Below are 22712 nucleotides of genomic sequence, written 5' to 3' on the forward strand. Positions count from 1 at the left end.
CGATAGCACCACGCTAAGCACCGGAACCACACAACGCAAGACGACTTGCGATAATTGGCGGCATGGGCGAACCTCCGGCACAGATCCGCGGTGCGCGGCTGCGCAAAGCCGTGCTCGACGCGACGCTTGCCCGCATCGAGTCGGTCGGCATCGGCAACGTGCGGGTCGCCGACGTGGCCGCGGACGCTGGCGTGCACGAGACGTCGATCTACCGGCGGTGGAAAACGCTGCCCAGGCTGCTGCTGGACGCGCTGCTGTGCCGGGTGGCGGAGGAGATCCCCTTGCCGGACACCGGGTCGCTGCGCGGCGATCTGGAGCGGTTCATGACCGATCTCATCCGTTTCGCGGAAACGCCGTCGGGCATGGCCCTGATCCGGGGCACCGTGATCGGCCACGCCGACCCGGAGGTCGACACCGCGCGGCGCGAATTCTGGCTGCGGCGGTTGTCGGCGTCGGAGGAGATCGTCCGGCGTGGCATCGCTCGCGGAGAGGTCGCGTCGACGGTCGACCCGCGGCTGACCATGCTCACTCTGGGCGGTCTGGTGCATCTGCACGTCACACAACTCGGCGAGACGCTGCCTCCCGAACTGGCGCGCGAGGCCGTCGATCTCGTCCTGGGCGGAATCACACCACGCTGAACGCAGCGCCGCACGGGCCACCCCGGAAACGCCCACCGAAGCCTGAGCTTGATTTTCAACCTTTGCCGCGAAGCCGTGGCCTGGCGGGCTCGGCGGCTCTTCGGTTGCCAGCGGTTGTGATGTGCACGTCGTAGCGGGCGCTGGTTACGGTGTACGGCCGGCGCGTTCTCCACACGGCCCCACCAGAATTGGTGGCACAGCAACAGGGTTGGTGGCAAAGCGAGCGGGTAACTTCCTGCTCGATCGATATCGCGTACGTCGATCGAGAAGTATGAAAGGTAGTTTGGAATGAAACGCTTTGGGATGATTGCCGTCACCATCGGTGCAGCGCTGTTTGCTACCGGGCTCGGCACGGCTACCGCGTCCGCGGGGACGATTCCGCTCGAGCAGCCGACCGAAACCACCGACACCCGATCACCAGCCCAGCCGGTCGTCGGTGCGCTGGAATCGCTGAGCTCGTCCGCGGGACGCACCTTCGGCTGCATCATCAATCCACACGCCACCCCCTGCTGGATGCGCTGAGCGCCTCCGCAGGAGCGCGTTCGGCCGCGTGATCAATCGGGGCGATCGTCTCTGTGGAGGGACGAAGCAGCGGCGTAATGGTGCCACCTGTCGCCGATAGATCTGGTTCCGAAAATGCCCCGGCCAGGCCGGAATTCGCCGGTACGACCGGGGCATTCGGCATCCTGTGGTCAGGATCTCACTCGCCGCCCGACACCTGGCCACCGTCCGCGTTGCCAACCACTGCCAATGGCTACGAAGCGAACCGTGTGCTGACGTGGTGGATGCCCGGTTGCCCGCGGTGAGGCCGCGTCGACGGTGGGGCCCCGGCTGACCATGCTCACCCCCGGCGGACCGGTCCATCACACAACTCGGCCAGGCGCTGCCCCGACCTGGCGCGCGAAGCCGTCGATCTCGTCCGGGACGGAGTCGCACCACGCTGAACGCAGCGCCGCACGGGCCGTATTTCGGAATCTCTCAGGCAAGCGGACGATGATGGCGGCTGTAGCCCGGCCACCAGCAGACGTGGTCGGCGCAACTACCATCGTGGCGGCAGGAACCGTCCGGCGAGCGAAAGGCGTGGTGAGCGCACGGTGAGCAAAAACCAGGGTGGGAAGTCGAACCCGCTGCTGGCGGCGGAACGCGCCGACCGCAACCGTCAGATCTTGATTCAGGTGGTCGTCGGGGCCGTGCTGGTCGGGCTGATCGCGGCCATCGGCATCGGTATCGCGGTCAAGCAGGCCCGTAAGAACGATCCCGGCCCTGCCCCGTCCATCGCCGCCACCGGGAACCTGAACACCGGCGGCGTCCCCGGTTCGATCACCGACAACGGAGCCGTCCGGCTCGGCAAGCCGGACGCGAAGGTGACCGTGCGCGTCGTGGCGGACCTGCAGTGCCCCGCGTGCAAGGCCTTCGAGTCGGCCAACGGCCAGGTCCTGCAAGACGCCGTGAACAACGGCACAGCGGTGGTCGAGTACAACGTCATCGCGTTCCTGGACAAGGCGTCCACCACGCGGTACTCGACGCGCGCGGCGAACGCCTCCTACTGCGTCGCCCAGGCCGACCCGACGAAGTACCAGGACTGGCTGAAGACGATGTTCGCCCAGCAGCCGCCGGAGGGCGGCGCGGGCCTCACCGACGACCAGCTGATCCAGATCGCCAAGACCGCGGGCTACACCGACGACGCGGTTGCCCAGTGCATCACCGACCACACCTACGACAAGTACATTCAGGCCCGCACCAAGGACGTGCTGGAAAGCGGCATCCAGTCGACCCCGTCGGTCTTCGTCAACGGCAAGCAGATCCAGACCGCCCAGGAGCTCATGGCCCCTGGCGGCCTCGCGCCTGTGATCGCCGCCGCGGCCCAGTGATCACCGCGGGGCCGCGGGCCGCGTGGGTCCTGCTGATCGGCGGACTCGCAGGCTGGTTGGCTTCGGTGGCGCTGACCGTGGAACGGTTCAAGCTGTTGACCGATCCCGGCTACACCCCAACGTGCAGCATCAACCCGATTCTGTCCTGCGGGTCGGTCATGGTGACCGACCAAGCCGCGGCGTTCGGGTTCCCGAACCCGCTGATCGGCGTCGTCGCTTTCTCCGTCGTGGTCACCCTCGGCGTGCTGTCGGTGGCCGGGCTCGGGTTCCCGCGCTGGATCTGGGGCGGATTGTGGCTCGGCACCGTGTTCGGCGTCGGCTTCGTCTGCTGGCTGATCTTCGAAAGCCTCTACCGGATCAACGCGCTGTGCCCCTACTGCATGGTGGTCTGGGCCATCATCACGCCGCTGCTCGCGGTGAGCATCGACCAGTTGTGGGGTCGCTCTGGCGGCCCGCTGGGCATACTCGCCGAGTGGCGCTGGACCCTGGTCGTGGTGTTCTTCGCGGTGGTGCTGCTGCTGATGTTCCTGCGTTTCCAGGACTACTGGCTGTCGCTGGTCTGATCCGGCGGGATCAGTTCGGCGGCCCCGCGGTCAGCACCACCGGAACCGTGCGCTGCCCAGCCGCGCCGGTGACGCCCAATCGGACGGTGTCGTTCGGTTTGCGGGTGTTCAGCACGGCGCGCAGTGATTGGACGCTGGTGACGGCGCGATCGTCGACCGAGGTGATCACGTCGCCCGCGCTCAGCCCCGCGGCGTGCGCGGGCATACCGTAGATCGCCACGTCCACCCGGGCGCCGGTGCCGGTGGGCAGCGCGTTGGAGATGAGCACACCGAGGGTGGCCGTCGGGCCGACGTGCACCGTATCGGTCGGGGTGCCGGATCGAATCTGCTCGACCACCCGCATCGCCGCGTCGATCGGCACCGCGTAACCGTTCGGCGAGCGGTCCTCGGCATGCTCCGGGTCCCCCGAAGCGGCCGCGATGACCCCGACCACGGACGCGTTCCGATCGACCAGGGCCCCGCCGGACTGCCCGGAAGTGACTTCCGCCGCGACCTCCAGCATGCCGCTGAGCGCCTTGCGCGACAGATCTGCGACGTTGACCGCCACGATCTCGCTGTCCAGGTCGGTGAGCGGGCCGTGCACCGCGGACGGTGGGCCACCGGTCCCGCCCGCATTGCCGATCGCCAGAACCTCTTCGCGCAACCGCAACCGGGCCGAGCTACCGATGGTGGCGGTCGGCAGCGCGGCCGCGGGCAGGTCGAGCAGCGCGATGTCGGCGCCGGAGTCGTAGCCGAGGACCACGGCGTCGTAGGCCGTCCCGTTGCCGACGTCGGTGACGGTCACCGTGTCCGCACCCTTGACCACGTGGTGGCTGGTGAGCACCTCACCGTCGGCGGTCAGCACGATGCCGGAACCCGCCGCGCCGGGGCCGGCGAGCTTGGTGGACGCGCTGATGTTGACCAGCGCCGGTTGCACGGCCGCCGTGACCAACGCGGGGTCCAACGGCTCCGGGAGCGCAGGCAGGGCGGAGACCGTGGTCCCGGTGGGATCGGACAAGTTCCGGCTGGGCAGTTCGCCGCGATACCCGAGAAATGCGGCCAGGGTCAGCACGAGGGTGATCACCATGACCAGCGAGCGCCCGCCACCCGGCGCGCGCCGCGCGATGATCTGCTGCCGTCCTTCGTCCATGGCTCTCCCCGCCTCGGCCGAATCGCTGACCGTTTTCCATTGTCGCCGGAGATCACCGGCAAAGATCATCGAACCGGAGATCGGGGCCAAAGAATGGTCGTGACCGGGTCGTTTACGTGTCATGGTTGGCAACCGGACCCATGCGGCGGTAGGCATGTATCCATGAGTACCGCTGCTGCCTACGCCCTGCCCGCCCCCGACGGCTCGTTCGAGAAGGTCACGATCGAGCGCAGGGAGCTGGGTACGCACGACGTGCTGATCGACATCAAGTACGCGGGCATCTGCCACTCGGACATCCACACCGCGCGCGACGAGTGGGGCGGGACCCGGTACCCGTGCGTGCCCGGGCACGAGATCGCGGGCGTGGTCGCCGCGGTGGGATCCGCGGTGACGAGGCACCGGGTCGGCGACCGCGTCGGCGTCGGGTGCATGGTCGACTCCTGCGGCGTCTGCGCACCGTGCCTCGCCGACGAGGAGCAGTACTGCACCGCAGGCGCGACGATGACCTACAACACCCCGGTCGATCCCGCGGTGCAGCCCGGCGGACACACTCTCGGCGGTTACTCCACCCAGGTCGTCGTCACCGAGAACTTCGTGGTCCGGATCCCCGAGGGGATCGGGCTGGACGTCGCCGCGCCGCTGCTGTGCGCGGGAGTCACGCTGTACTCGCCGCTGCGGCACTGGGACGCCGGGCCGGGCAAGAAGGTCGCGATCATCGGCATGGGTGGGCTCGGGCACGTCGGCGTGAAGCTCGCCGCCGCGATGGGCGCCGAGGTCACCGTGCTCAGCCACTCGCTGAGCAAGCAGGACGACGGCAAGCTCTTCGGGGCGAGCGGCTACTACGCGACCGCCGACAAGCAGACCTTCCGCAACCTGCGCGGCCGGTTCGACCTCATCCTCAACACGGTCTCGGCGGATCTTCCGCTGGACGACTACCTGCGCCTGCTCAACCTGGACGGAACCCTGGTGATCCTCGGCCTCCCCGAGAATCCATTGAGCGTCAAGCCGTTCACCCTCGCCGGGTACCGGCGCTCGCTGGCGGGCTCGATGATCGGCGGCATCGCGCAGACCCAGGAAATGCTGAACTTCTGCGCCGAGCACGGCATCGGCGCCGAGATCGAGCTGATCTCCGCCGACGAGATCGATGGCGCCTACGACCGGGTCGTGGCCAGCGACGTGCGGTATCGGTTCGTCATCGACGTCGCCACGATGTGACCCGCCTCGCCCGAACCGCGCGGCGCGCGATGTGGGGCCGCGAACCGGTCGCAGCGTGGGTACGTTGGCTTTGTGTCTGCGGAGGACAAGGAAGTGACGACACAAGCCGCCGAACCCGTGGGCGGCACTACCCGTATGCCGCAGTGGTTGCCGCGCGCGTTCCTGCTCGCCGCGGCGACGATCGCGGCACTGCTGGCGGCGGGCTGGGTGCTTCAGCGCTTGCAGGGCCTGCTGACGGTTCTGCTCGTCTCGCTGTTCCTCGCGTTCGCCATCGAGCCCGCGGTGAACTGGCTGGCCCGGCGTGGGATGCGCCGCGGTCCCGCTACCGGGCTGGTGTTCCTCGTGCTGACGGCACTGGTCGTCGCTTTCCTGTGGACCCTCGGCGCGCTGCTGGTCGAGCAGGTCACCACCTTGGTGAAGCACGCGCCGGAGTACGCCGACGGGGTGGTGGACTGGATCAACCGCACGTTCAAGACCGACCTGTCCAGCACCGACATCCAGAAGTACGCCAGCGAGTGGAGCTCGACCCTGGAGGGCTACCTCACCGGATTGGCGGGCAACGTGTGGGGCATCGGCGCCGCCGCGATCGGCGCGATCTTCCAGGGGCTCGGCATTCTGTTGTTCACTTACTACTTCGCCGCGGAAGGCCCGCGCTTCCGCAATGCCGTCTGCTCGTTGCTGCCGCCGCGACACCAACGACATGTGTTGCGGGCCTGGGACATCGCGGTGGACAAGACCGGCGGCTACATCTATTCACGCGGCCTGCTCGCGCTCATCTCGACGCTCGCGCATTACATAGTCCTGCGGGTGCTGGACATGCCATCGGCGTTCGCCTTGGCGCTGTGGGTCGGTGTGGTCTCCCAGTTCATCCCCACCGTCGGCACGTATCTCGCGGGTGCGCTTCCGGTGATCGTCGCGCTGGTGCACGGCCCGAGCACCGCGCTGTGGATTCTCGGCTTCATCGTGCTCTACCAGCAGTTCGAGAACTACGTGCTGCACCCGCGCATCACCGCGAGCACGCTCGACATGCACCCGGCCGTCGCGTTCGGCGCGGTGCTGGCGGGCGCGGCGCTACTCGGCCCGACCGGCGCGCTGCTCGCCATTCCGGTGACCGCGACCGTGCAGGCGTTCTCCAGCGCCTACATCCGCCGCTACGACGTCGAGACCGACGAGACCGATGTCCGGCGGCGGCCGCCGAAACGGCGCCGAACGTGGGCCAGGCAGTTGACCCTTCGCTTCGCGCGCACCAACCCGCCACCCACGGAGTAGAACCGCGCTTCCCACGAGTGGCCAGAAACTCGCCAGCCGATGTAGAACTCTTCGAAAACGATCCGCACCACAAGGTGTCGAGGCTGGATGGGAACAATGCTGAAGCGGCCGCCGGACCTGGCCTTCGACCTCGGCAAGATGCACCTCAGGCGCAACGACCTGGCGGCCGCGCGCGACGCGTTCCAAACCGCCATCGCGTCCGGGCACCCGAACTGGGCACCGCTGGCCGCCGCCGAGCTGGGCGACCTGCTCAGCGCGGCGGGTGACAAACCGGCCGCGGAGGGGGCCTACCACGTCGCGGTCGATTCCGGCCACGCGGACGCGGCGCCACGCGCCGCGTACAACCTCGGCTTGCTGCTGGCCGAGCGCGGCGACACCGCCGCTGCCGAGGCGATGTACCAGCGCGCGGCCGAATCCGGGCATTCCGACGCGGCGCCGCGCGCCTGGATCAATCTCGGGTATTCGCGGGCCAAACGCGGCGACTCGGACGCGGCGCGCGCCGCTTACGAGCACGCGATCGCCTCCGGTCCCGGCGAGATCGCCCGGCTCGCGCTGTCCAACCTGGCCTACCTGCTGCGCACGGACGACGATATGGACGGCCTGAAAGCCGCCTACCGCACCGTCATCGACGATTGGCCCGCCGATCAGGCGGTGATCGTCGCGGGCGATCTGGTTCAGCACCTGAGCGAGGCCGGAGATCTGGTCGGGGCCAGGGAGGTCAGCCGCTCCCTGGCCGCATCGGACGATCCGGCCGTCGCCGCGCGGGCCAGCTTCGACATCGGAATGTTCAGCAGCAGGCTCGGCGACACGGAGACAGCGCTGGCCGCTTTCCAGCGCGCGCTCGAGTCGACGGACACCGAAGCGCGCACACGAGCGGCGGACGCGCTCGCGCCGACCTACCATGAGCGGGCCGCGACCGTCCTGCGCGAGACCGACTGGGCCGGATTGGCTCACGCCCACGGTTCCGCCGCCGATGCCCCCGTCATGCTCGCCGACTTGATCGGCGAGGACGTGGATGACCGGTCACGCAGCATCGATTTCCTGTATTCCACGGTCCTGCACCAGGGTTCGATCTACTCCGTCACCGCGCCCGCCGCCGTGGTCGTGCTGGGCGCCCTGCTGCACGAGCGCACCGACGTGAGCTACGCCCGCGCTTGGCTCAGCGAGCCGCAGCCGCTGCGCTTGGAGCTGCTGAACTGGCTGCACGAGGTGATCGCCACCGCCGCATGGCAATCCGCCGCCGAGGATGACGACGCGCTCACCCCGGCCGACCGCGCCGCCGCGGCCGCCTGCGTGGCGCTGTTCCCCGACATTCGCACCGCCGCCGCGGCCGCGCTGGCCATGACGGAAACCGACTCCGTCGCCAATGCCGCCACCGAGGTGCTCGCGACGCTCAGCTCACTGCCCGCGGTCACCGGGTGATCGCGCGCAGCACCGCCGCGACCGACTGTTCGGCGAGGTCGTCCGAGAGCGGCAGGTGTCCGAACAGCGCACGGTAGTAGATCGGCGCGGCGACCGCGTCGAGCACGAAATCGATGTCGATTCCCGGGTCGATCTCGCCGCGCGCGACAGCCGACCGCAGCGCGGTCGCCGTGGTCTGCCGCCGCGGTTCGAAGACGGTGGCCAGGAAGTGTGCACGCAACTGCTCGTCGCCCGCCAGGTCGGCGACCAGCGCGGGCAGCACCCGGTGCAGGCATGTATCGCGCAGCGCGGCAACAAGGTTGCGCATGGCGAGGGTCAAGTCCGCGCGGAGGTCACCGGTGTCCGGGGTGGGCCGCAGGCCGAGCAGGTCGGCCACGACGTCGACCACCAAATGGCGCTTCGACGGCCATCGGCGGTAGATCGCCGGGCGGTGCAGGCCCGCGCGGGCGGCGACCTGACCGATGGACAGGTCGGCGTATCCGACCTCGTCGAGCAGCTCGCGCGCGGCGCTCAGTACCGCGGCGTCGATGCGATCGTCGCGGGCACGTCCCGCCATCAGAAGACCGGACGCGGCATCAGCACGACCCGCCAGCCGTCCGGATCGGGAAAGGTCAAACCGCCGTTGGCCGCCCAGAACGGATTCTCGGCGGGCACGGGTTCGACGCCGAATTCGCCGAGGCGCTGCGCCACGTCGTACATGTGGGTTTCGCCCTCGAAGTACAGCACCAAGAGATTCTCCGCGCTCGGCGCGTCGCCGGGGCTACCGTCCACGTGCGAGGTGAACTCCAGGTGATATCCGGTGCCGGGCAGTCCGAGCATCACGCCGTCGTAGCCCGCGTGGTTCTCGAATCGATACAGCTCGCGCAGGCCGAGACCGTCCACGTAGAACCGCACCACTTCGTCGAGCCGGTCGGTTGGTCGCGCGATCCGGACCTGCGCCACGCGCAACGAGTCCGGCCAGTCGTTCTCGGTTTCCATGCTTCAAAGAATACAGTACGTACTGTACCGAAATAGTAGGCGAGGCAGAGTACGCCTACCTCACTCGGCGGATTCGGCGGATTCGACGCGCCTGCGGATGCGTCGTGCCGCGGCGACGAGGTTCCGCAGCGACGGCTCGAGCTGCCAATAGTGGCGAGTCTTCAGGCCGCCGTCCGGATTGGCCCACAATCGCTGCGGCGTCACCGCTTCCGCCGCCGCGGTGAGCAATTCGTCCAGCTCGTCGATGTCCGGGATGCGCGCGGACCGGCTCTCGTACACGCCGGGGCCGACGCCGTGGCTGAGCCCGTGCCCGGAGGCGCAGTCCTCCTTCAGCGCGCGCAGCACCCACTCGATGGAGCGGGTCGCCACGATCGCGGTGACGTCGGCGTCGAGTTCATCGATCGCGTCGACCACCTCGGCGCGGCCGGAATAGCCGATGTGCGTGTGGATCTGGGTCTCGGCCTGCACACCGGAGGTGGCCAGCCGGAACGCGCCGATCGCCCAGCGCAGGTACTCCGCCCTGCCCTCCGGGCGCAACGGCAGCATCTCCCGGATCGCGGGCTCGTCGACCTGGATGATCGAGATGCCCGCCTTCTCCAGATCCACCACTTCGTCACGGATGGCGAGCGCCACCTGGTCGGCGGTCTCGTGCAGCGGCTGGTCCTGCCGGACGAACGAACGGGCGAGCATGGTGACCGGCCCGGTCACCATGCCCTTGACCGGCTTGTCGGTGAGCGACTGCGCGTAGCTGATCCACTCCACCGACATCGGCGCGGGCCGGGACACGTCGCCGTAGAGGATCGGGGGCCGCACGCAACGGGATCCGTACACCTGCACCCAGCCGAAATGGGTGGTCGCGAAACCGTCGAGCAGCTCGGCGAAGTACTGGATCATGTCGTTGCGCTCGTGCTCGCCGTGCACCAGCACGTCCAGCCCGATGTCCTCCTGCAGCCGGATCGTCGCCTCGATCTCGGCCTCGATCCGCTTGCGGTACTCCTCGTAGGACAGCCGTCCCTCACCGAGCTCGTAGCGCGCCTGACGGATTCGCGTGGTCTGCGGGAACGATCCGAGTGTGGTCGCCGGCACCGGCGGCAGGTTCAGCTTGCGCTGCTGCGCTTCCCGGCGCACCTCGTACGGCTCGCGCGAGCGCATATCCGACGTGATCGAGTACACCCGTTGCCGCACGGCGTGCTTCTGCTTGAAGTGCACCTCGGTCGGCCGCTTGCGCCACTTCTCCGACGGACCCTCGGTGAGCGCCTTGGCGAGCGAAACCACTTCGCCAACCTTCTGTTTCGCGAATGCGAGCCGGTCGGCGACATTGCCCTCGATGTCGTATTCGACGAGCAGGTCGTAGGGCACGTGCAGCAGCGTGGTCCCGGTCGAGACGACCAGGTCCGGACACACCTGAGCGAGCTCGTTGAGGTATTCCAGCGTCACGTAGCGGTCGGCTCGCCACACGTTGCGGCCGCTGATCACCCCCGCGTACAGGCGCTTGCGCCGGATGCCGGGAACCTTCGCCAGATCCTCCGGACGCATCCGATGACTCGCCAGGTCGAGGCCGATCGCCTCGACACCGGTACCGGCCAGGATGGTCAACGCCTCGCCGAAATCGCCGTACTGCCCGGTGACCAGGATGCGCGGGCGCAGCGGCGCTTTGGACAGCCGGTGATAGGCGGTCTCGAACGCGGCCAGCTCGGCGGGCGTGCGCTCGCTGGTGAACGCGGGCTCGTCCAGCTGCACACACGTGGCGCCGCGCTTGGCGAGGATCTCGAACAGTTCCTCGTAGACCGGCAGCAGCTTGTCCAGCAGGCTCAGGGTGTCGAACCCGCCCGACTCACCGGGGATGTGCCCGGCCTTGGACAGCAGCAGCAGCGACACCGGGCCGAGGACGACCGGCCGCAGTTCGATGTCTTGCTCCTTGGCCCGGTCGAATTCGTCGAGCAAGGCCTCGGGATGCAGCGAGAACTCGGTCTCGGCGTCCAGTTCCGGCTGGCGGTAGTGGTAGTTCGTGCCGAAGAACCGGACCAGCTCCAGCGGCGGCAAGTCCGGGCGGCCACGCGCCATCAGGAAGTAGAAATCCAGCGGGTGCATGCCCTCTCGGTACGGCTCGAACCGTTTGGGCACGGCGCCGAACAGCAGCGCGTTGTCCAGCACGTGGTCGTAGAACGAGAAGGTATTGCCCGGCACCTGGGTCAGGCCGGTGGCGGCCAGCTCGTTGAACTGGGTCTCCTGGATCTCGCGCCCAACCGCCAGCAGTTCGTCGCGGTCGATCCCACCGTGCCAGTAGGACTCCAGCGCCCGCTTGAGCTCGCGGTGCGGCCCGATCCTGGGATAGCCGAGGATGCTCGACCCGTAGCCGTCGGTCACGTTCACCATGAGCGGGACAACCCCTTTCGATCACCTGGGCGGTATGCCCTGGATATTCGGCCGAGCCGTTCCCACGACCCGGCCTTCTTGGAGCTTATGCCGATAGTTGCCACCGGCCATCACCAAGTTCTGGCTGGTTCCTCGCACCCACCGAAGTCCATGCACCATTGGCGCGCCGACCTCGTCAGCGAATCCCGGACAACAACCGCCCGATCTTCACCGTCCCGGTCCTGTCGGGTGCGAGTCTTACGAGCACCGTTCGCGGCCCGTCTCGCGTCCGAGTGACCGAAGCGCATGCGCCGCAGGCGCGAGTCTCGGTCGCTCGGACGCGAGACTTCCCGGGGCCGCGAACACGCAGCGCCGCAGGCGCTGCAAATCGAACACAGCTCAGCGGTTGTTGTACTGGTAGAAGCCCGCTCCGGTCTTCTTGCCCAGCAGCCCGGCCTCGACCATACGCATGAGCAGCGGCGGGGCCGAGTACAGCGGCTCCTTGAACTCCGCGTACATCGAGTCCGCGATGGACTTCACGGTGTCCAGGCCGACCAGGTCGGTCAGCGCCAGCGGGCCCATCGGGTGGGCACAGCCGAGCACCATGGCCTTGTCGACGTCTTCCTTGGTGGCGAAGCCGGATTCCACCATGCGGATGGCCGACAGCAGGTACGGAACCAGCAGCGCGTTGACGACGAAACCGGAGCGATCGGCCGAGCGCACGACCTGCTTGCCGAGCACATCGCCGGCGAAGGCCTCGGCCCGCACGGAGACCGACTCGCTGGTCTTGAGCGTGGTGACCAGCTCGACCAGCGGCAGCACCGGAACGGGGTTGAAGAAGTGCATGCCGACCACGCGCTCGGGGTTCGCCGTGGCGACCGCGATCTTCATGATCGGGATGGAGGAGGTGTTGGAGGCCAGCACCGCCGACGGGTCGGTGACGACCTTGTCGAGTTCGGCGAAGATGCTCGTCTTCACCTTCTCGTCCTCGAGCACCGCCTCGACCACCAGCTGGCGGTCGGCGAAGTCGCCGAGGTCGGAGGTGAAGCGCAGCCGCCATGCGGCCTGTTCGCGCTCACGCTCGGTGATCTTGCCGCTGCTCACGCCACGATCGAGGGACCGCAGGATGCGGGCGCGGCCCGCGGCAGCTAGTTCCCGGGTCTGCTCGTACACCAGCACGTCGACGTGCGCGCGTGCACACACCTCCGCGATTCCTGCGCCCATCTGTCCGGCGCCGATGATGCCGACGCGTTGGATCTTTTCGCTGCTCACGTCCCGCTCCTGCTGGGTTGTCTGGCTCTGGGGTGGCTGGTCTGCGAAGGTGCCGCTCCGGTATGAGCGAGCGACCCTCGATGGTCCAAGGTATAGGGATGCCCTCCCCGCCGGGGCTGTTCAGCGGGGAGGGCAGTACACCCCTACCGGAGTAGAGGATGGTCGGTATTCACGTCGGGAACCTCTCTTCCCTCGGCTAGCACCAGGTTCGACCCCGTGGCGTGCTCGCTGCTTACGCAACCACGCACGCGCGAGGCCATCGAGCGCCGTTCGCGGCCCGGCTTGCGTCCGAGTGGCCGAAGCGCATGCGCCGAAGGCGCGAGTCTCGGACGCTCGGGCGCAAGCCATCAAGGGGCCGCGAACACGCAGCGCCGCAGGCGCTGCTCAGTGAAATTGTCCCTCTTCGGTGGAGCCCTTGAGCGCCGCGGTGGAGGTGTTCGGGTCCACGGTGGTGGCGATGGTGTCGAAGTAGCCGGCGCCGACCTCACGCTGGTGCTTGATGGCGGTGAAGCCACGCTCGGTGGCGGCCTTGAACTCGCGCTCCTGCAGGTCGACGAAGGCGGTCATGCCCTCGCGGGCGTAGCCGTAGGCCAGGTCGAACATGCCGTAGTTGAGCGAGTGGAAGCCGGCCAGGGTGATGAACTGGAACTTGAAGCCCATCGCGCCGAGCTCACGCTGGAACTTCGCGATGGTCGCGTCGTCCAGGTGGGCCTTCCAGTTGAAGGACGGCGAGCAGTTGTAGGCCAGCAGCTGGTCCGGGAACTCGCCACGGACGGCCTCGGCGAACTTGCGCGCGACCTCGAGGTCCGGCACGCCGGTCTCCATCCAGATGAGGTCGGCGTAGGGGGCGTAGGCCTTGGCACGCGCGATGCAGGGCTCGATGCCGTTCTTCACACCGAAGAAGCCCTCGGCGGTGCGGGTGCCGTCCAGGAACTCACGGTCGCGCTCGTCCACGTCCGAGGTGATCAGGGTGGCGGCCTCGGCGTCGGTGCGGGCGATGATCACCGACGGCACGTCGGCGACGTCGGCGGCCAGACGCGCGGAGGTCAGGGTGCGGATGTGCTGCTGGGTCGGGATCAGCACCTTGCCGCCCAGGTGGCCGCACTTCTTCTCGGAGGCCAGCTGGTCCTCCCAGTGCACACCGGCGGCGCCGGCGGCGATCATGGCCTTCTGCAGCTCGTAGGCGTTCAGCGCGCCACCGAAGCCGGCCTCGGCGTCGGCGACGATCGGGGCCAGCCAGTTGGACACGGCGGTGTCGCCCTCGACCTTGGCGATCTCGTCGGCGCGCAGCAGCGCGTTGTTGATGCGGCGGACCACGGCCGGAACCGAGTTGGCCGGGTACAGCGACTGGTCGGGGTAGGTGTGGCCGGAGAGGTTCGCGTCACCGGCGACCTGCCAACCGGACAGGTAGATGGCCTTCAGGCCGGCGCGGACCTGCTGGACCGCCTGGTTGCCGGTGAGGGCGCCGAGCGAGTTGATGTAGTCCTCGTTGTTGACGAGATCCCACAGGATCTCCGAGCCGCGGCGAGCGAGCGTGTGCTCCTCGACGACGGTGCCCTGGAGCTTCACCACCTGCTCCGCGGTGTAGTTACGGGTGATGCCCTTCCAGCGCGGGTTGGTGTCCCAATCCTGCTGGATTTCCGCAGCGGTCTTCGGGGTGCCGGTGGTCGACATCTGTGACTCCACTTCCTCGTTCGGTCGAATGCCCAACGCTCGAGCTGGCAGACAACTCGAACTGCTGGAGCGGCAATTCGCAGGCTTGCTATGGCCTGGGGGTGTACTTCCACACGATGGCACACGAGGAAATGGCCGTCTACCTGTTGCTAATGCGAATCTGAGCTAGGTTTCCCGACCTCTTTGCTAACTCTGCAAAATTTGCCGCTTAGTTGCAAAGGCGAAGTCTACCGGCCGGTAGCCCTGACGTGCGGTTTTAGCGTAACGCTCGTACTGTTACCGGACCGCCAGCGGGCCACCCTTGCCGCACAGACCGATTCCCGAGTGTGAGCACCTTCACAAGTCAGGTGTGTCCTGCGCCACCCGAAGATTGGGGCAGAATCGCGCGTCGCGCCCTGTCGATCTCCAGCGCTTCGAGGATGGAGTCTGTGGGAGCGCGGCGAGTCCGCGGCCGAGTGGCGCGAGCGAGTGGCGACTCCGTCTTGGTTACGGGTGCTGAGCGCGGATGGTATGGGGTTCGGTCAGGGGTCCGTAGTGGTCGGTGAACAGCTTCGCGACCAGTTCACCCCTGCTCGCCACGGCGACCTTCTCGAAAATCGCCTTCACGTGGTCGCGGACAGTGTGCGGCGAGAGGAAAAGCCGGGCGGCGATCTCGGCAGTGGACAGACCACCGGCGATGAGTTCGGTGACTTCGTGCTCCCTAGGTGTCAACTCATAGGAGGCGATGACCAGCGTGGCAATCTCCGACACGGGCGCGGGCTCGATCGTCATCGCAGTCACACCGAGGGCGCCGTCTGCATCGCGGAGGCAGGACGCGTGGCAAACCAGCCACCTGCCGGTGGCGGTGCGTACACGGATTCGGGCATTCTCGCCCGTCACCCGCGCCCGGCTCGCGGTGCTACGGATCCATACGGGCAGCGGCAGGTCGATGCCGCGCGGCGTAGGCGCACAGGGGCCCTGCGGCATATCCGCGAGAAACCAGCGGGCCTCGTCGTTGATGGACGACAGATTTCCCTCGGTGTCGAACAGGAGCATGCCGGGCGTGTCGTACGAGCGCCGTGGCTGCGCAGTGGGCTGAACGTACGATCGAAGTCGCTGTGCCAGTGGGCTCGACAGGCAGCTGACCAATGCGATGTCATCGGCATGGAACGGCGTTCGACCACGCTCACGGAACAGGCTCAGCTGCCCCCACGGTCTTCCGTCGACCCGAAACACGGCTCGCAGTTCATCGTCGAGTCCGCGAGGCTGCATGAAATGCCGGTAGAGAGCGCTCGATCGGGGACGGTCGCCGGTGGCGTGCCGCAATCCGGCCACCGGGACGGAGGACTTCGCCAGATGCCGGAAGGGATTGATGGTGTCGGCGAGGAACTCTGATTCCCAATAGGTTCCGCATCCACCTCGATGCAAGTTCTCGATCCGCACCGGCGCAGTGGTGAGCCCGTTCAGCGGATCCGTGGCCACCCACACGGCCGCGTCGAACGGGGCGACGCGGCGCAGCCGGGCCGATGTCGCGGCGAACAACGCTGCGGGGTCCGGCGCCGCGGCGATTCCCGCCAAGAGGCCATCCATCGGGCCGCTGCTGAACCTGGTCATGACCGCCATACTCCCGCCGCATCAGTACGCCCACAACACCTCGAGTGAGGGGGTCGACCGGTAGGTCGCAAACCCCCGATTGCGGGATGGGATCCGCACCGCCGCCCGATGAGGCTGGTCGACGCCAGGCCACGACGGATCGGAAGGATCAACCATGCACATCGGGATCGTCGGCGCGGGAGCCGCCACGGTGAGTCTGCTCGACGCACTTGCCGCGGCGGACACGACCCCGGGCGACATCACAGTGTTCGAGAGCTCGTCCTCGGTATGGCGAGGCAGGCCATACCAGCCCGACCAAGAGTCTGTGCGCGTCAACGCCACGCCGATCGCCATGTCGGCGCGCAGCGGCGACTTGGAGCATTACCTGCGTTGGCTGCGGGAACGCACTGACCTCGCCCGCTACCTCGACGAAGGACTCGGCGTGCCAGTGGTCCCACGCGGGGTGTTCGGACAGTACCTGGAGCACACCGCGGACACCGCCATCGCCACTCTGCGCCGAGCTGGTTGGCGGGTGAGCGTCGTCAGTTCCCGGGTGACCGGGTTCTCCCGGAACAAGGACGCGACACTGCATACCGCGGACGGCGGTGCGTTTCCGGTGGACCGCGCGGTGCTGTGCATCGGCAGCGGACAGCCGCGCGACGACTACGGGCTGGCCGAGACGCCGGGGTTCGTCCGTGAGCCGTATCCCCTGTCCCGGACGCTGGCCGACATCCCCGCGGACCAGCATGTCGCGGTCATCGGAAGCGGGTTGACGGCGGTCGACATCGCCACCGGGCTGGTCGCCAACGGACACACCGGTCCGATCAGCCTGATGTCCCGAAGCGGTGTGCTGCCCGATGTCCAGCAAAAGCCGGTCCGACTCGAACCGCGGTACCTCACACCGGATCAGGTATTGCACCGGGCGCGTGGCGAGCAGGGTTCGATTGTGTTCACCACGCTGCTGGCGCTGATGAAGGAGGAGCTCACCGAGCTCGGGCAGGACTTCGATACCTTGGCCGCCGAGATCACCGCGACCGAGCCCCCGGTGCAACGACTGCGCCGCCAGTTGTCCGCGATCGATGACCCACACCTCGGCCGTCGGCTGCTCGCCATGGTCATCCGGACCGCCGGGCCTGCCGTGTGGCCGCTGCTGACCGAGCAGGACAAGACGATGCTGCGGTCACGGCACTTCCGCACCATCAACAGCCTGAGTTCACCGATGGTGCCACACAACGCGAAAATCCTGCTGCGCCTGCTGGATTCAGGGCAAGTTCGGCTGCGGCCAGGCCTACAGAAGATCCAGCCCCGCGTAGACGGCGGGTTCACCGTGCTCGATGGCACCGAATGGACCGCCGACCGGGTGCTCAACGCCGTCAATCCGCCCGCCTACGCCATTCCCGAGGCCGCCGACGCACTGATGCGTTCCCTGCTCGCCACGGCCTCCGCCGAACAGCACCCGTTCGGCGGCCTGAACGTCCAACCCGGCACCGGAAGACTTCTCGTCGCGGGACGGCCCGACCCCACCTGGTCTGCCCTGGGCAACATCGCATGCACATCGATGTTCATCGCGACCAATCCCAGCGGGCTCGCCGCCGAGGCAGGGCGCTTGGCGCGCGCGCTCACGACCACGAGAGCAAGTTGAACGACCGATACCGATCGCGCACCTATATCGGGCATGGCATTCCGAAGGCGCCGGTCGCGACCGCCCTGCCGACCGGATTTATCACTACCATCCTGTGTTCGATGTCGAGTTTCGCATTGGGTGCCAATGTCATTGCGCGCCGACAGCTGCCCGGTTGCCCAGCCGTCCCCACCTGGGGGAACCGGTCTTTCCACCGCTAGGATCGGCCATTCCATCACGCGGTATGAATCAGGAATATTCCCAATGATTTTCAGTTCGCAGTCGCAGCCGCGGGCAGATCGGCAGTCGCAGGCGCGGGTGCCGGAGGAGGCGGGCGAGAACAGGCTGGCTCTGGCAGCGGTGACGGACAGCTTGCTGGTGTTGTTCGCCGGTCTCGGTGTCTCTCAGCGCGCCTTTCCCGGCACCGATGGCGCTCTGGCGTTTCTCACGGCCTGGGTCGGGTGCGTGCTTGCGCTGTCCTTCGTCAACCATGTGATCGGCACCCTGCTGTTCCGCGGCAGTGTCGCCAAGCTCCTGTTCGGCATGCGGGTGCTGCGGTGGAAGGACGGGCGACGCCCACGGTTCTGGCAGACGCTGTGGCGGTGGCTGTTCGGGTTCGTCCTCATCGCCTTGCAATACGTCTTGGAGGGCGAGAGTGTGGGGCAAGCGTGCGGGCTGCGAACTGTGCGCAGACGTGATGTGCTGCGCCACACGCCGTGAACGCCACGCTGGTATGCATCCACACCCACGGCACCAGGGAATTGGTCCGGCAGGTGCCACATCTGCGGCCGCGCGAGCCACGAAGCGCCGATGGCGGGCAGGTCCGCGGCAAGCGCTGAGCGGGCGCCGGACCGGCGAGCGTTTCCCCGGCGCGCTCGAGTCGCATGCTGGAGCGCAGCACTGCCGCGAGAACTGGGTTCTTACTGCTGAGCGCCTTCGTGCGGATGCTGCCGAAGTCGGTGCCGGAGCTGGATGACTCCAGGCGCCTGTGAGCTGGGCAGCAGAAGGCTCGCGTCGAATTGATTTCGGGGTTGCTGGAAGTCGGCGGTCATCGCAGTGGTGATTCGGTAGGGGTTGGCGGCAAGCCGGTATCCGAGTATCCGCCGCAGCCGGGTGAGCTCGGCTCGCACCGTGACAGCCTTGCCTTCATACCCGTAGATCTCCTCGGCCAGCGACGCAGCGGTAAGTCCCGCCGGATGCGCCAGCAGGAGGACCAGCAGCTCGCTGTGCCGGGCGCGGAGCTGGTGGGTGACACCGTCGAGGTCGAGCAGCGCTCGATCTCGCCCCAGGGCCGTGACATGGGCGGTCTGTGCGTAGGGGGCGCCGTGGCGTGGCGCACGCACGGTGAACAGACCATCCGGCGAGAGACGCTCGACGATCACGGGGCGACCGTCCGGAAGTTCCGTCGCCCCGTCGGCGAGCGGGCCCGACCAGACTCCGGGCAGCCAGCCCGGCGGCTCCGCATGCAACACCCGCCCATCCGGTGCCAGCAAGGCGTTCAGGTCGGAGGAGCGGGCCGAGATCCGGTCCAGATAGCGAGCACGAGCCTGGGCGTCGCGCTGACGAGCGCGCTCGGCGAGATGTGCCTCGGCCAGCCGTGCCGCGGCAGTCACCAACGGAAGGGCGAGCGGACGCGTGTCGCGGCGGCGACACGTGACATCGACGACACCGACCACGGCTCCGCTGACCGGGTCCCGGATCGGGGCGGCTGTGCAGGTGTATTCCACTGCGAGAGAAAGATAATGTTCGGCACCCCGTACCTGGAATGGCTTGCCGAGCGCCAAAGCGGTGCCCACGCCATTGGTGCCCGCTCCCGCCTCGCTCCAGCGTGCGCCTTCGACGAGATGGGCGCGTTCCGCCGCACGGCGCGTAGCAGCGTCGCCACAGACCCATAGCAGGTGTCCTTGGGCGTCACCAACGAACAGGATGTGCCCCGGTTCCGACGCCGCACTGCCCAATACCGTCTGCAGCACGGGCCACACAATGCCCATCGGGTCTTCCTCGCGCCGACGCCGCAACTTGGCGTCGGTCAGCGCGACACTCGGAAGATGCCGATCCGGATGCAAACCGCTGCGACGCGCGCGATCCCACGACGCGCGCACATCAATGCGCACCTGTTGTATCTCTCCGCCAGCGAGCCGGTCGGCGCGGGCCTGTGCCACTCGTTTTTGTGCGGAGTCATCCATGACGATGAAGAGCAGGATAAGACGCCGCCCAACGTGGTGCAACCGACATCCGGCTTGCCCGACAGCGCACCGGCAAGCGGTCGGATGCCGCCAACGAAGGGGGCATTCGAGTCTCGGAGGAATCTCGCTGCGTGGGATGCGCTGGTTGCAACGTTTGTGCAGCCCCCTCCCGGTGTCTGGTCTCTCTGTCCCTCGGCGCGTCAAAGTGTGCGAATAGACAGCGGATCGAAAGTCGATGATGCCGTGTCCGGAATTGCCGGATCGATTCGACGGCAGCTGGCGATGGGTGCGACTCACGGTACAGCTGGTGGTGCCGATCGATCGTCCTGTCGACGTCGGACTTCGGAGTTGAGCGGTGAGAGTGATGGATGAACTGCCTGCGACGCTGCGGTGCCGCGACAGCGGTCTCCTGGCGGAGAGTGTTGCCGCACATAGCGCGGGTCCGCTGTTGTCGGCGAAGGAGTTGCTGTGCGCGATGCGCGGGGATTACGTCCGCGACCACCCGCTGGCGCGGTGGGCGCGCGGGCTCGCCGAGTTGCATCGCATGCACCGATTCACCGGCAGCTCCCGAACAGGCGACGAGAAGGGCTGTGCCCGTTGTGATCTCGTGCATGCAATCGACGTGTGGACCGAGCAGAACGTTCCGCAGCATCGCCACGGCGTCGCACTGCATACCGAGACGCTCGGGTCGGTGATCGATCGCATCGCCGACGCCCAACTGCGCGCCGCCACCGTACTGATGTCTTGCCGAACAGCAGCGGATCCTCGTGTACATGCCGCATGGCATCGGCTGGCCGAACTAGCCGATGGATACAACGATCTGGTCGCACAGGTGACCGACGGGGTGCGGCGGCTGCCGGCACCGGCAGGAGAGGACTGGTGACCTCACGACCGGACCAAGGCACGCTTCCGGATCGGGAGGCGCTCTTGGCGGCGTGCCGTGGATGGCCGCCGCCAACCGATAGCCCGATCTTGGCGGCGGCCGTCGAACTTGCCGAGTTGCATGAGATCCGGATGACCCGACCGGACGGCGAAGTATGGCAGATCGATCGGGCGCGGCTGCGGTGGTCAGCCGCCATCGACCACCTCGTCGCCTCGACCACACCGGTGCCGTCGCCGGAGGCGCCCATGCACACCGAGACACTTGGACAGATCATCGACCGAATGGCCCAGCTCACGGCCCTCGCGTTCGCCACGCTGATCGACGGACTGGACCTGGTATTCCACGACATCCATACCCAGCTCGACGATCTGGCCAAAGGCTATGAGGATCTCGCCGCCGAAGTGGTCACCGGAACCCGACGCCTACCCATTCGTGATCCCAGCCGATAGTGCCGACTCCGTCCGTCGCAGACGATACGGATCACCACACCGACAACGGCGAAGATCCACGCCCTGCCGTTTACGGCGGATCGATACTGTGCGCCATATTCTCTGCGCCCGTGGGTAGTCCGAAGAGGTCAAGAGAGGTCCGGAGAGAAGGAGAATCCGTGAAAACACGTACGTTCCTCGGTGCTGTGGTCGCCGCGGCGGCGGTCTCGATGGCGGGCAACGCGGTTGCCGCGGCTGCGCCGACGCAGATCGCGAATCAAGACACTGCCGACTATCTGGTCGGCGACACCGTGTATTTCGCCTACGCCAGTTCGAACTGCGCTATCCGGCCGAATGGCGATGTGGGGTGCGATATCCCATTCGGCACGAACCTGTACGGCTTCCCCATCTACGACCTCTCCATCGATCTGCCGTTCCTGCCTGCCCATCCGACCTTCGGCCTGGTCGGCGCACACGGCCGACCCGGCAGCCAACCAATCGCCGGCACTATCAACTACGCGGGCGCAAGCTGCACCGGCGGCGGCCGAGGCGCGCTGATCTGCACCTCGAAGGGCCACAGCTTCAGCTTCGGCTGGTCGGGCACCCAGATCAGCTGACGACGATCCGGACGCCCACCGGCACCAGGCGCGTGCTGGACTTCCGGCTGCCTCGCCGAGAGCTCAGGAAATGAAGCCCACCGGGTGTACCGTGCGCCAGTGTTCGGCGATGTCGATGCGCCGGGTGATCCACACCTGGTCGTAGGACTGCACGTGGTCGAGCAAGCGCTCCAGCGCGGCGGTGCGGGCGGGACGGCCGATCAGGCGGCAGTGCAGGCCGATCGAGAGCATCTTCGGGCTGCCTTCCGCGCCTTCCCGGTAGAGCACGTCGAAGGCGTCGCGCACGTGGGCGAAGAACTGTTCGCCGGTCGGGAAGCCCGCGGGCGAGGCGAAGCGCATGTCGTTGGTGTCGAGGGTGTAGGGCACAACCAGGTGGTCGTGGCCGTGCACGCGCACCCAGTACGGGAGGTCGTCGGCGTAGGAATCTGCGTCGTAGGCGAAACCGCCGTGCTGCACCACCAGCTCCCTGGTGTGCGGCGAATCGCGGCCGGTGTACCAGCCCAGGGGTGCGGCGCCGGTCAGCTCGGTCAGGATGCGCACGGCCTCGGCCATGTGCGCGCGTTCGGTGTCGCGGTCGGTCAGCTGGTAGGACTTCCAGCGCAGCCCGTGGCAGGCGATCTCGTGGCCGAGTTCGCGGAAAGCGGCCGCCGCCTCCGCGTTGCGCTGTAGGGCGCGGGCGACGGCGAAGACGGTCAGCGGCAGCCCGCGGCGCTCGAAGACGCGCAGCACCCGCCACAGTCCGGCGCGGGAGCCGTATTCGTAGAGCGATTCCATGCTCATGTGCCGGTTCGGGAATGCCTCAGCAGGAGTCATTTCCGACAGGAATGTCTCGGAATGCGCGTCCCCGTCCAGGACGTTGTTCTCGCCGCCCTCCTCGTAGTTGAGCACGAACTGGACCGCGATCCGCGCGGCGCCCGGCCACTGCGGGTCCGGCGGGTTCGGACCGTAACCGACGAAGTCCCGGGCCTGACCACTCATGCTGCGTCCCTTCGCGCATGACCGGAGCCCTCCGTGGTCAC

General features: G+C 67.6%; 21 protein-coding genes. 12 read left to right on the top strand and 9 right to left on the bottom strand.

Annotation, left to right across the window (positions count from 1 at the left end; genetic code table 11):
* The first annotated feature begins 62 nt into the window (after positions 1–62).
* The 4 genes from ACWPXK_RS32435 to ACWPXK_RS32450 all read left to right on the top strand — a co-directional run bounded on the left by ACWPXK_RS32435 (position 63) and on the right by ACWPXK_RS32450 (position 3072).
* Positions 63–638: a TetR-like C-terminal domain-containing protein gene (locus tag ACWPXK_RS32435; RefSeq protein WP_454199974.1), complete on the top strand. Its 576-nt coding sequence runs from the start codon at positions 63–65 to the stop codon at positions 636–638.
* 288 nt (positions 639–926) lie between these two features.
* On the top strand, positions 927–1160 hold the full coding sequence (locus tag ACWPXK_RS32440; protein WP_454199975.1) for a hypothetical protein: 234 nt from the start codon (positions 927–929) through the stop codon (positions 1158–1160).
* A gap of 572 nt (positions 1161–1732) precedes the next feature.
* Positions 1733–2509: a DsbA family protein gene (locus ACWPXK_RS32445; RefSeq protein WP_454199976.1), complete on the top strand. Its 777-nt coding sequence runs from the start codon at positions 1733–1735 to the stop codon at positions 2507–2509.
* Complete coding sequence (locus ACWPXK_RS32450) at positions 2509–3072, top strand: vitamin K epoxide reductase family protein (protein WP_454200021.1); 564 nt, start codon at positions 2509–2511, stop codon at positions 3070–3072. Before ACWPXK_RS32445 ends, ACWPXK_RS32450 begins: the two co-directional genes overlap by 1 nt.
* A 10-nt stretch (positions 3073–3082) precedes the next feature.
* Here ACWPXK_RS32450 and ACWPXK_RS32455 read toward each other — a convergent pair whose 3' ends face one another.
* Positions 3083–4201 carry a S1C family serine protease gene (locus tag ACWPXK_RS32455; RefSeq protein ID WP_454199977.1) on the bottom strand — a complete coding sequence of 373 codons (1119 nt, stop codon included), beginning with the start codon at positions 4199–4201 and terminating at the stop codon, positions 3083–3085.
* Between the two features lie 162 nt (positions 4202–4363).
* Between ACWPXK_RS32455 and ACWPXK_RS32460 the strand changes: the two genes are divergently transcribed.
* The 3 genes from ACWPXK_RS32460 to ACWPXK_RS32470 all read left to right on the top strand — a co-directional run bounded on the left by ACWPXK_RS32460 (position 4364) and on the right by ACWPXK_RS32470 (position 8107).
* The gene (locus ACWPXK_RS32460) at positions 4364–5416 is read left to right on the top strand and encodes an NAD(P)-dependent alcohol dehydrogenase (protein ID WP_454199978.1); all 1053 of its coding nucleotides are present in this window, start codon (positions 4364–4366) and stop codon (positions 5414–5416) included.
* 72 nt (positions 5417–5488) lie between these two features.
* Positions 5489–6685, top strand: coding sequence for an AI-2E family transporter (locus ACWPXK_RS32465; protein WP_454199979.1), 1197 nt, complete (start codon positions 5489–5491; stop codon positions 6683–6685).
* Between the two features lie 87 nt (positions 6686–6772).
* A complete protein-coding gene (locus tag ACWPXK_RS32470; protein ID WP_454199980.1) occupies positions 6773–8107 on the top strand; it encodes a tetratricopeptide repeat protein in 1335 nt (444 codons plus the stop codon).
* Here the strand turns inward: ACWPXK_RS32470 and ACWPXK_RS32475 are convergent.
* The 6 genes from ACWPXK_RS32475 to ACWPXK_RS32500 form a co-directional block, all read right to left on the bottom strand.
* Positions 8097–8663: a TetR/AcrR family transcriptional regulator gene (locus ACWPXK_RS32475; protein ID WP_454199981.1), complete on the bottom strand. Its 567-nt coding sequence runs from the start codon at positions 8661–8663 to the stop codon at positions 8097–8099. The two genes, ACWPXK_RS32470 and ACWPXK_RS32475, sit on opposite strands and share 11 nt — an antisense overlap.
* On the bottom strand, positions 8663–9085 hold the full coding sequence (locus ACWPXK_RS32480) for a VOC family protein (RefSeq protein WP_454199982.1): 423 nt from the start codon (positions 9083–9085) through the stop codon (positions 8663–8665). The genes ACWPXK_RS32475 and ACWPXK_RS32480 overlap by 1 nt, the downstream gene beginning before the upstream one ends.
* A gap of 60 nt (positions 9086–9145) precedes the next feature.
* Positions 9146–11461: a 5-methyltetrahydropteroyltriglutamate--homocysteine S-methyltransferase gene (gene metE, locus ACWPXK_RS32485; RefSeq protein WP_454199983.1), complete on the bottom strand. Its 2316-nt coding sequence runs from the start codon at positions 11459–11461 to the stop codon at positions 9146–9148.
* 378 nt (positions 11462–11839) lie between these two features.
* Positions 11840–12712, bottom strand: coding sequence for a 3-hydroxybutyryl-CoA dehydrogenase (locus ACWPXK_RS32490; protein ID WP_454199984.1), 873 nt, complete (start codon positions 12710–12712; stop codon positions 11840–11842).
* A gap of 384 nt (positions 12713–13096) precedes the next feature.
* Positions 13097–14386: an isocitrate lyase gene (aceA, locus tag ACWPXK_RS32495; protein ID WP_454199985.1), complete on the bottom strand. Its 1290-nt coding sequence runs from the start codon at positions 14384–14386 to the stop codon at positions 13097–13099.
* Between the two features lie 486 nt (positions 14387–14872).
* A complete protein-coding gene (locus ACWPXK_RS32500; RefSeq protein ID WP_454199986.1) occupies positions 14873–15979 on the bottom strand; it encodes a LuxR C-terminal-related transcriptional regulator in 1107 nt (368 codons plus the stop codon).
* 154 nt (positions 15980–16133) lie between these two features.
* Between ACWPXK_RS32500 and ACWPXK_RS32505 the strand changes: the two genes are divergently transcribed.
* Both ACWPXK_RS32505 and ACWPXK_RS32510 read left to right on the top strand, forming a co-directional pair.
* Entirely contained in the window at positions 16134–17600 is a 1467-nt protein-coding gene (locus ACWPXK_RS32505; protein ID WP_454199987.1) for an FAD/NAD(P)-binding protein, read from the top strand.
* Between the two features lie 243 nt (positions 17601–17843).
* A complete protein-coding gene (locus tag ACWPXK_RS32510; RefSeq protein WP_454199988.1) occupies positions 17844–18299 on the top strand; it encodes an RDD family protein in 456 nt (151 codons plus the stop codon).
* Between the two features lie 200 nt (positions 18300–18499).
* On the opposite strand, the gene ACWPXK_RS32515 is transcribed toward ACWPXK_RS32510, so the two are convergent.
* Entirely contained in the window at positions 18500–19693 is a 1194-nt protein-coding gene (locus tag ACWPXK_RS32515) for a GAF domain-containing protein (RefSeq protein WP_454199989.1), read from the bottom strand.
* 436 nt (positions 19694–20129) lie between these two features.
* On the opposite strand from ACWPXK_RS32515, the gene ACWPXK_RS32520 reads away from it, so the two are divergent.
* From ACWPXK_RS32520 to ACWPXK_RS32530, 3 genes are all read left to right on the top strand, one after another.
* A complete protein-coding gene (locus ACWPXK_RS32520; RefSeq protein ID WP_454199990.1) occupies positions 20130–20648 on the top strand; it encodes a DUF4254 domain-containing protein in 519 nt (172 codons plus the stop codon).
* A complete protein-coding gene (locus ACWPXK_RS32525; protein WP_454199991.1) occupies positions 20645–21097 on the top strand; it encodes a DUF4254 domain-containing protein in 453 nt (150 codons plus the stop codon). Before ACWPXK_RS32520 ends, ACWPXK_RS32525 begins: the two co-directional genes overlap by 4 nt.
* Positions 21098–21282: 185 nt before the next feature.
* Entirely contained in the window at positions 21283–21693 is a 411-nt protein-coding gene (locus ACWPXK_RS32530) for a hypothetical protein (protein ID WP_454199992.1), read from the top strand.
* Between the two features lie 63 nt (positions 21694–21756).
* Here the strand turns inward: ACWPXK_RS32530 and puuE are convergent, their stop codons facing one another.
* Positions 21757–22671 (bottom strand): allantoinase PuuE, encoded by a 915-nt coding sequence (gene puuE, locus ACWPXK_RS32535; RefSeq protein ID WP_454199993.1) that lies wholly within the window; start codon positions 22669–22671, stop codon positions 21757–21759.
* Between the last annotated feature and the right edge of the window lie 41 nt (positions 22672–22712).

The organism is Nocardia sp. Marseille-Q1738 (assembly GCF_965283145.1).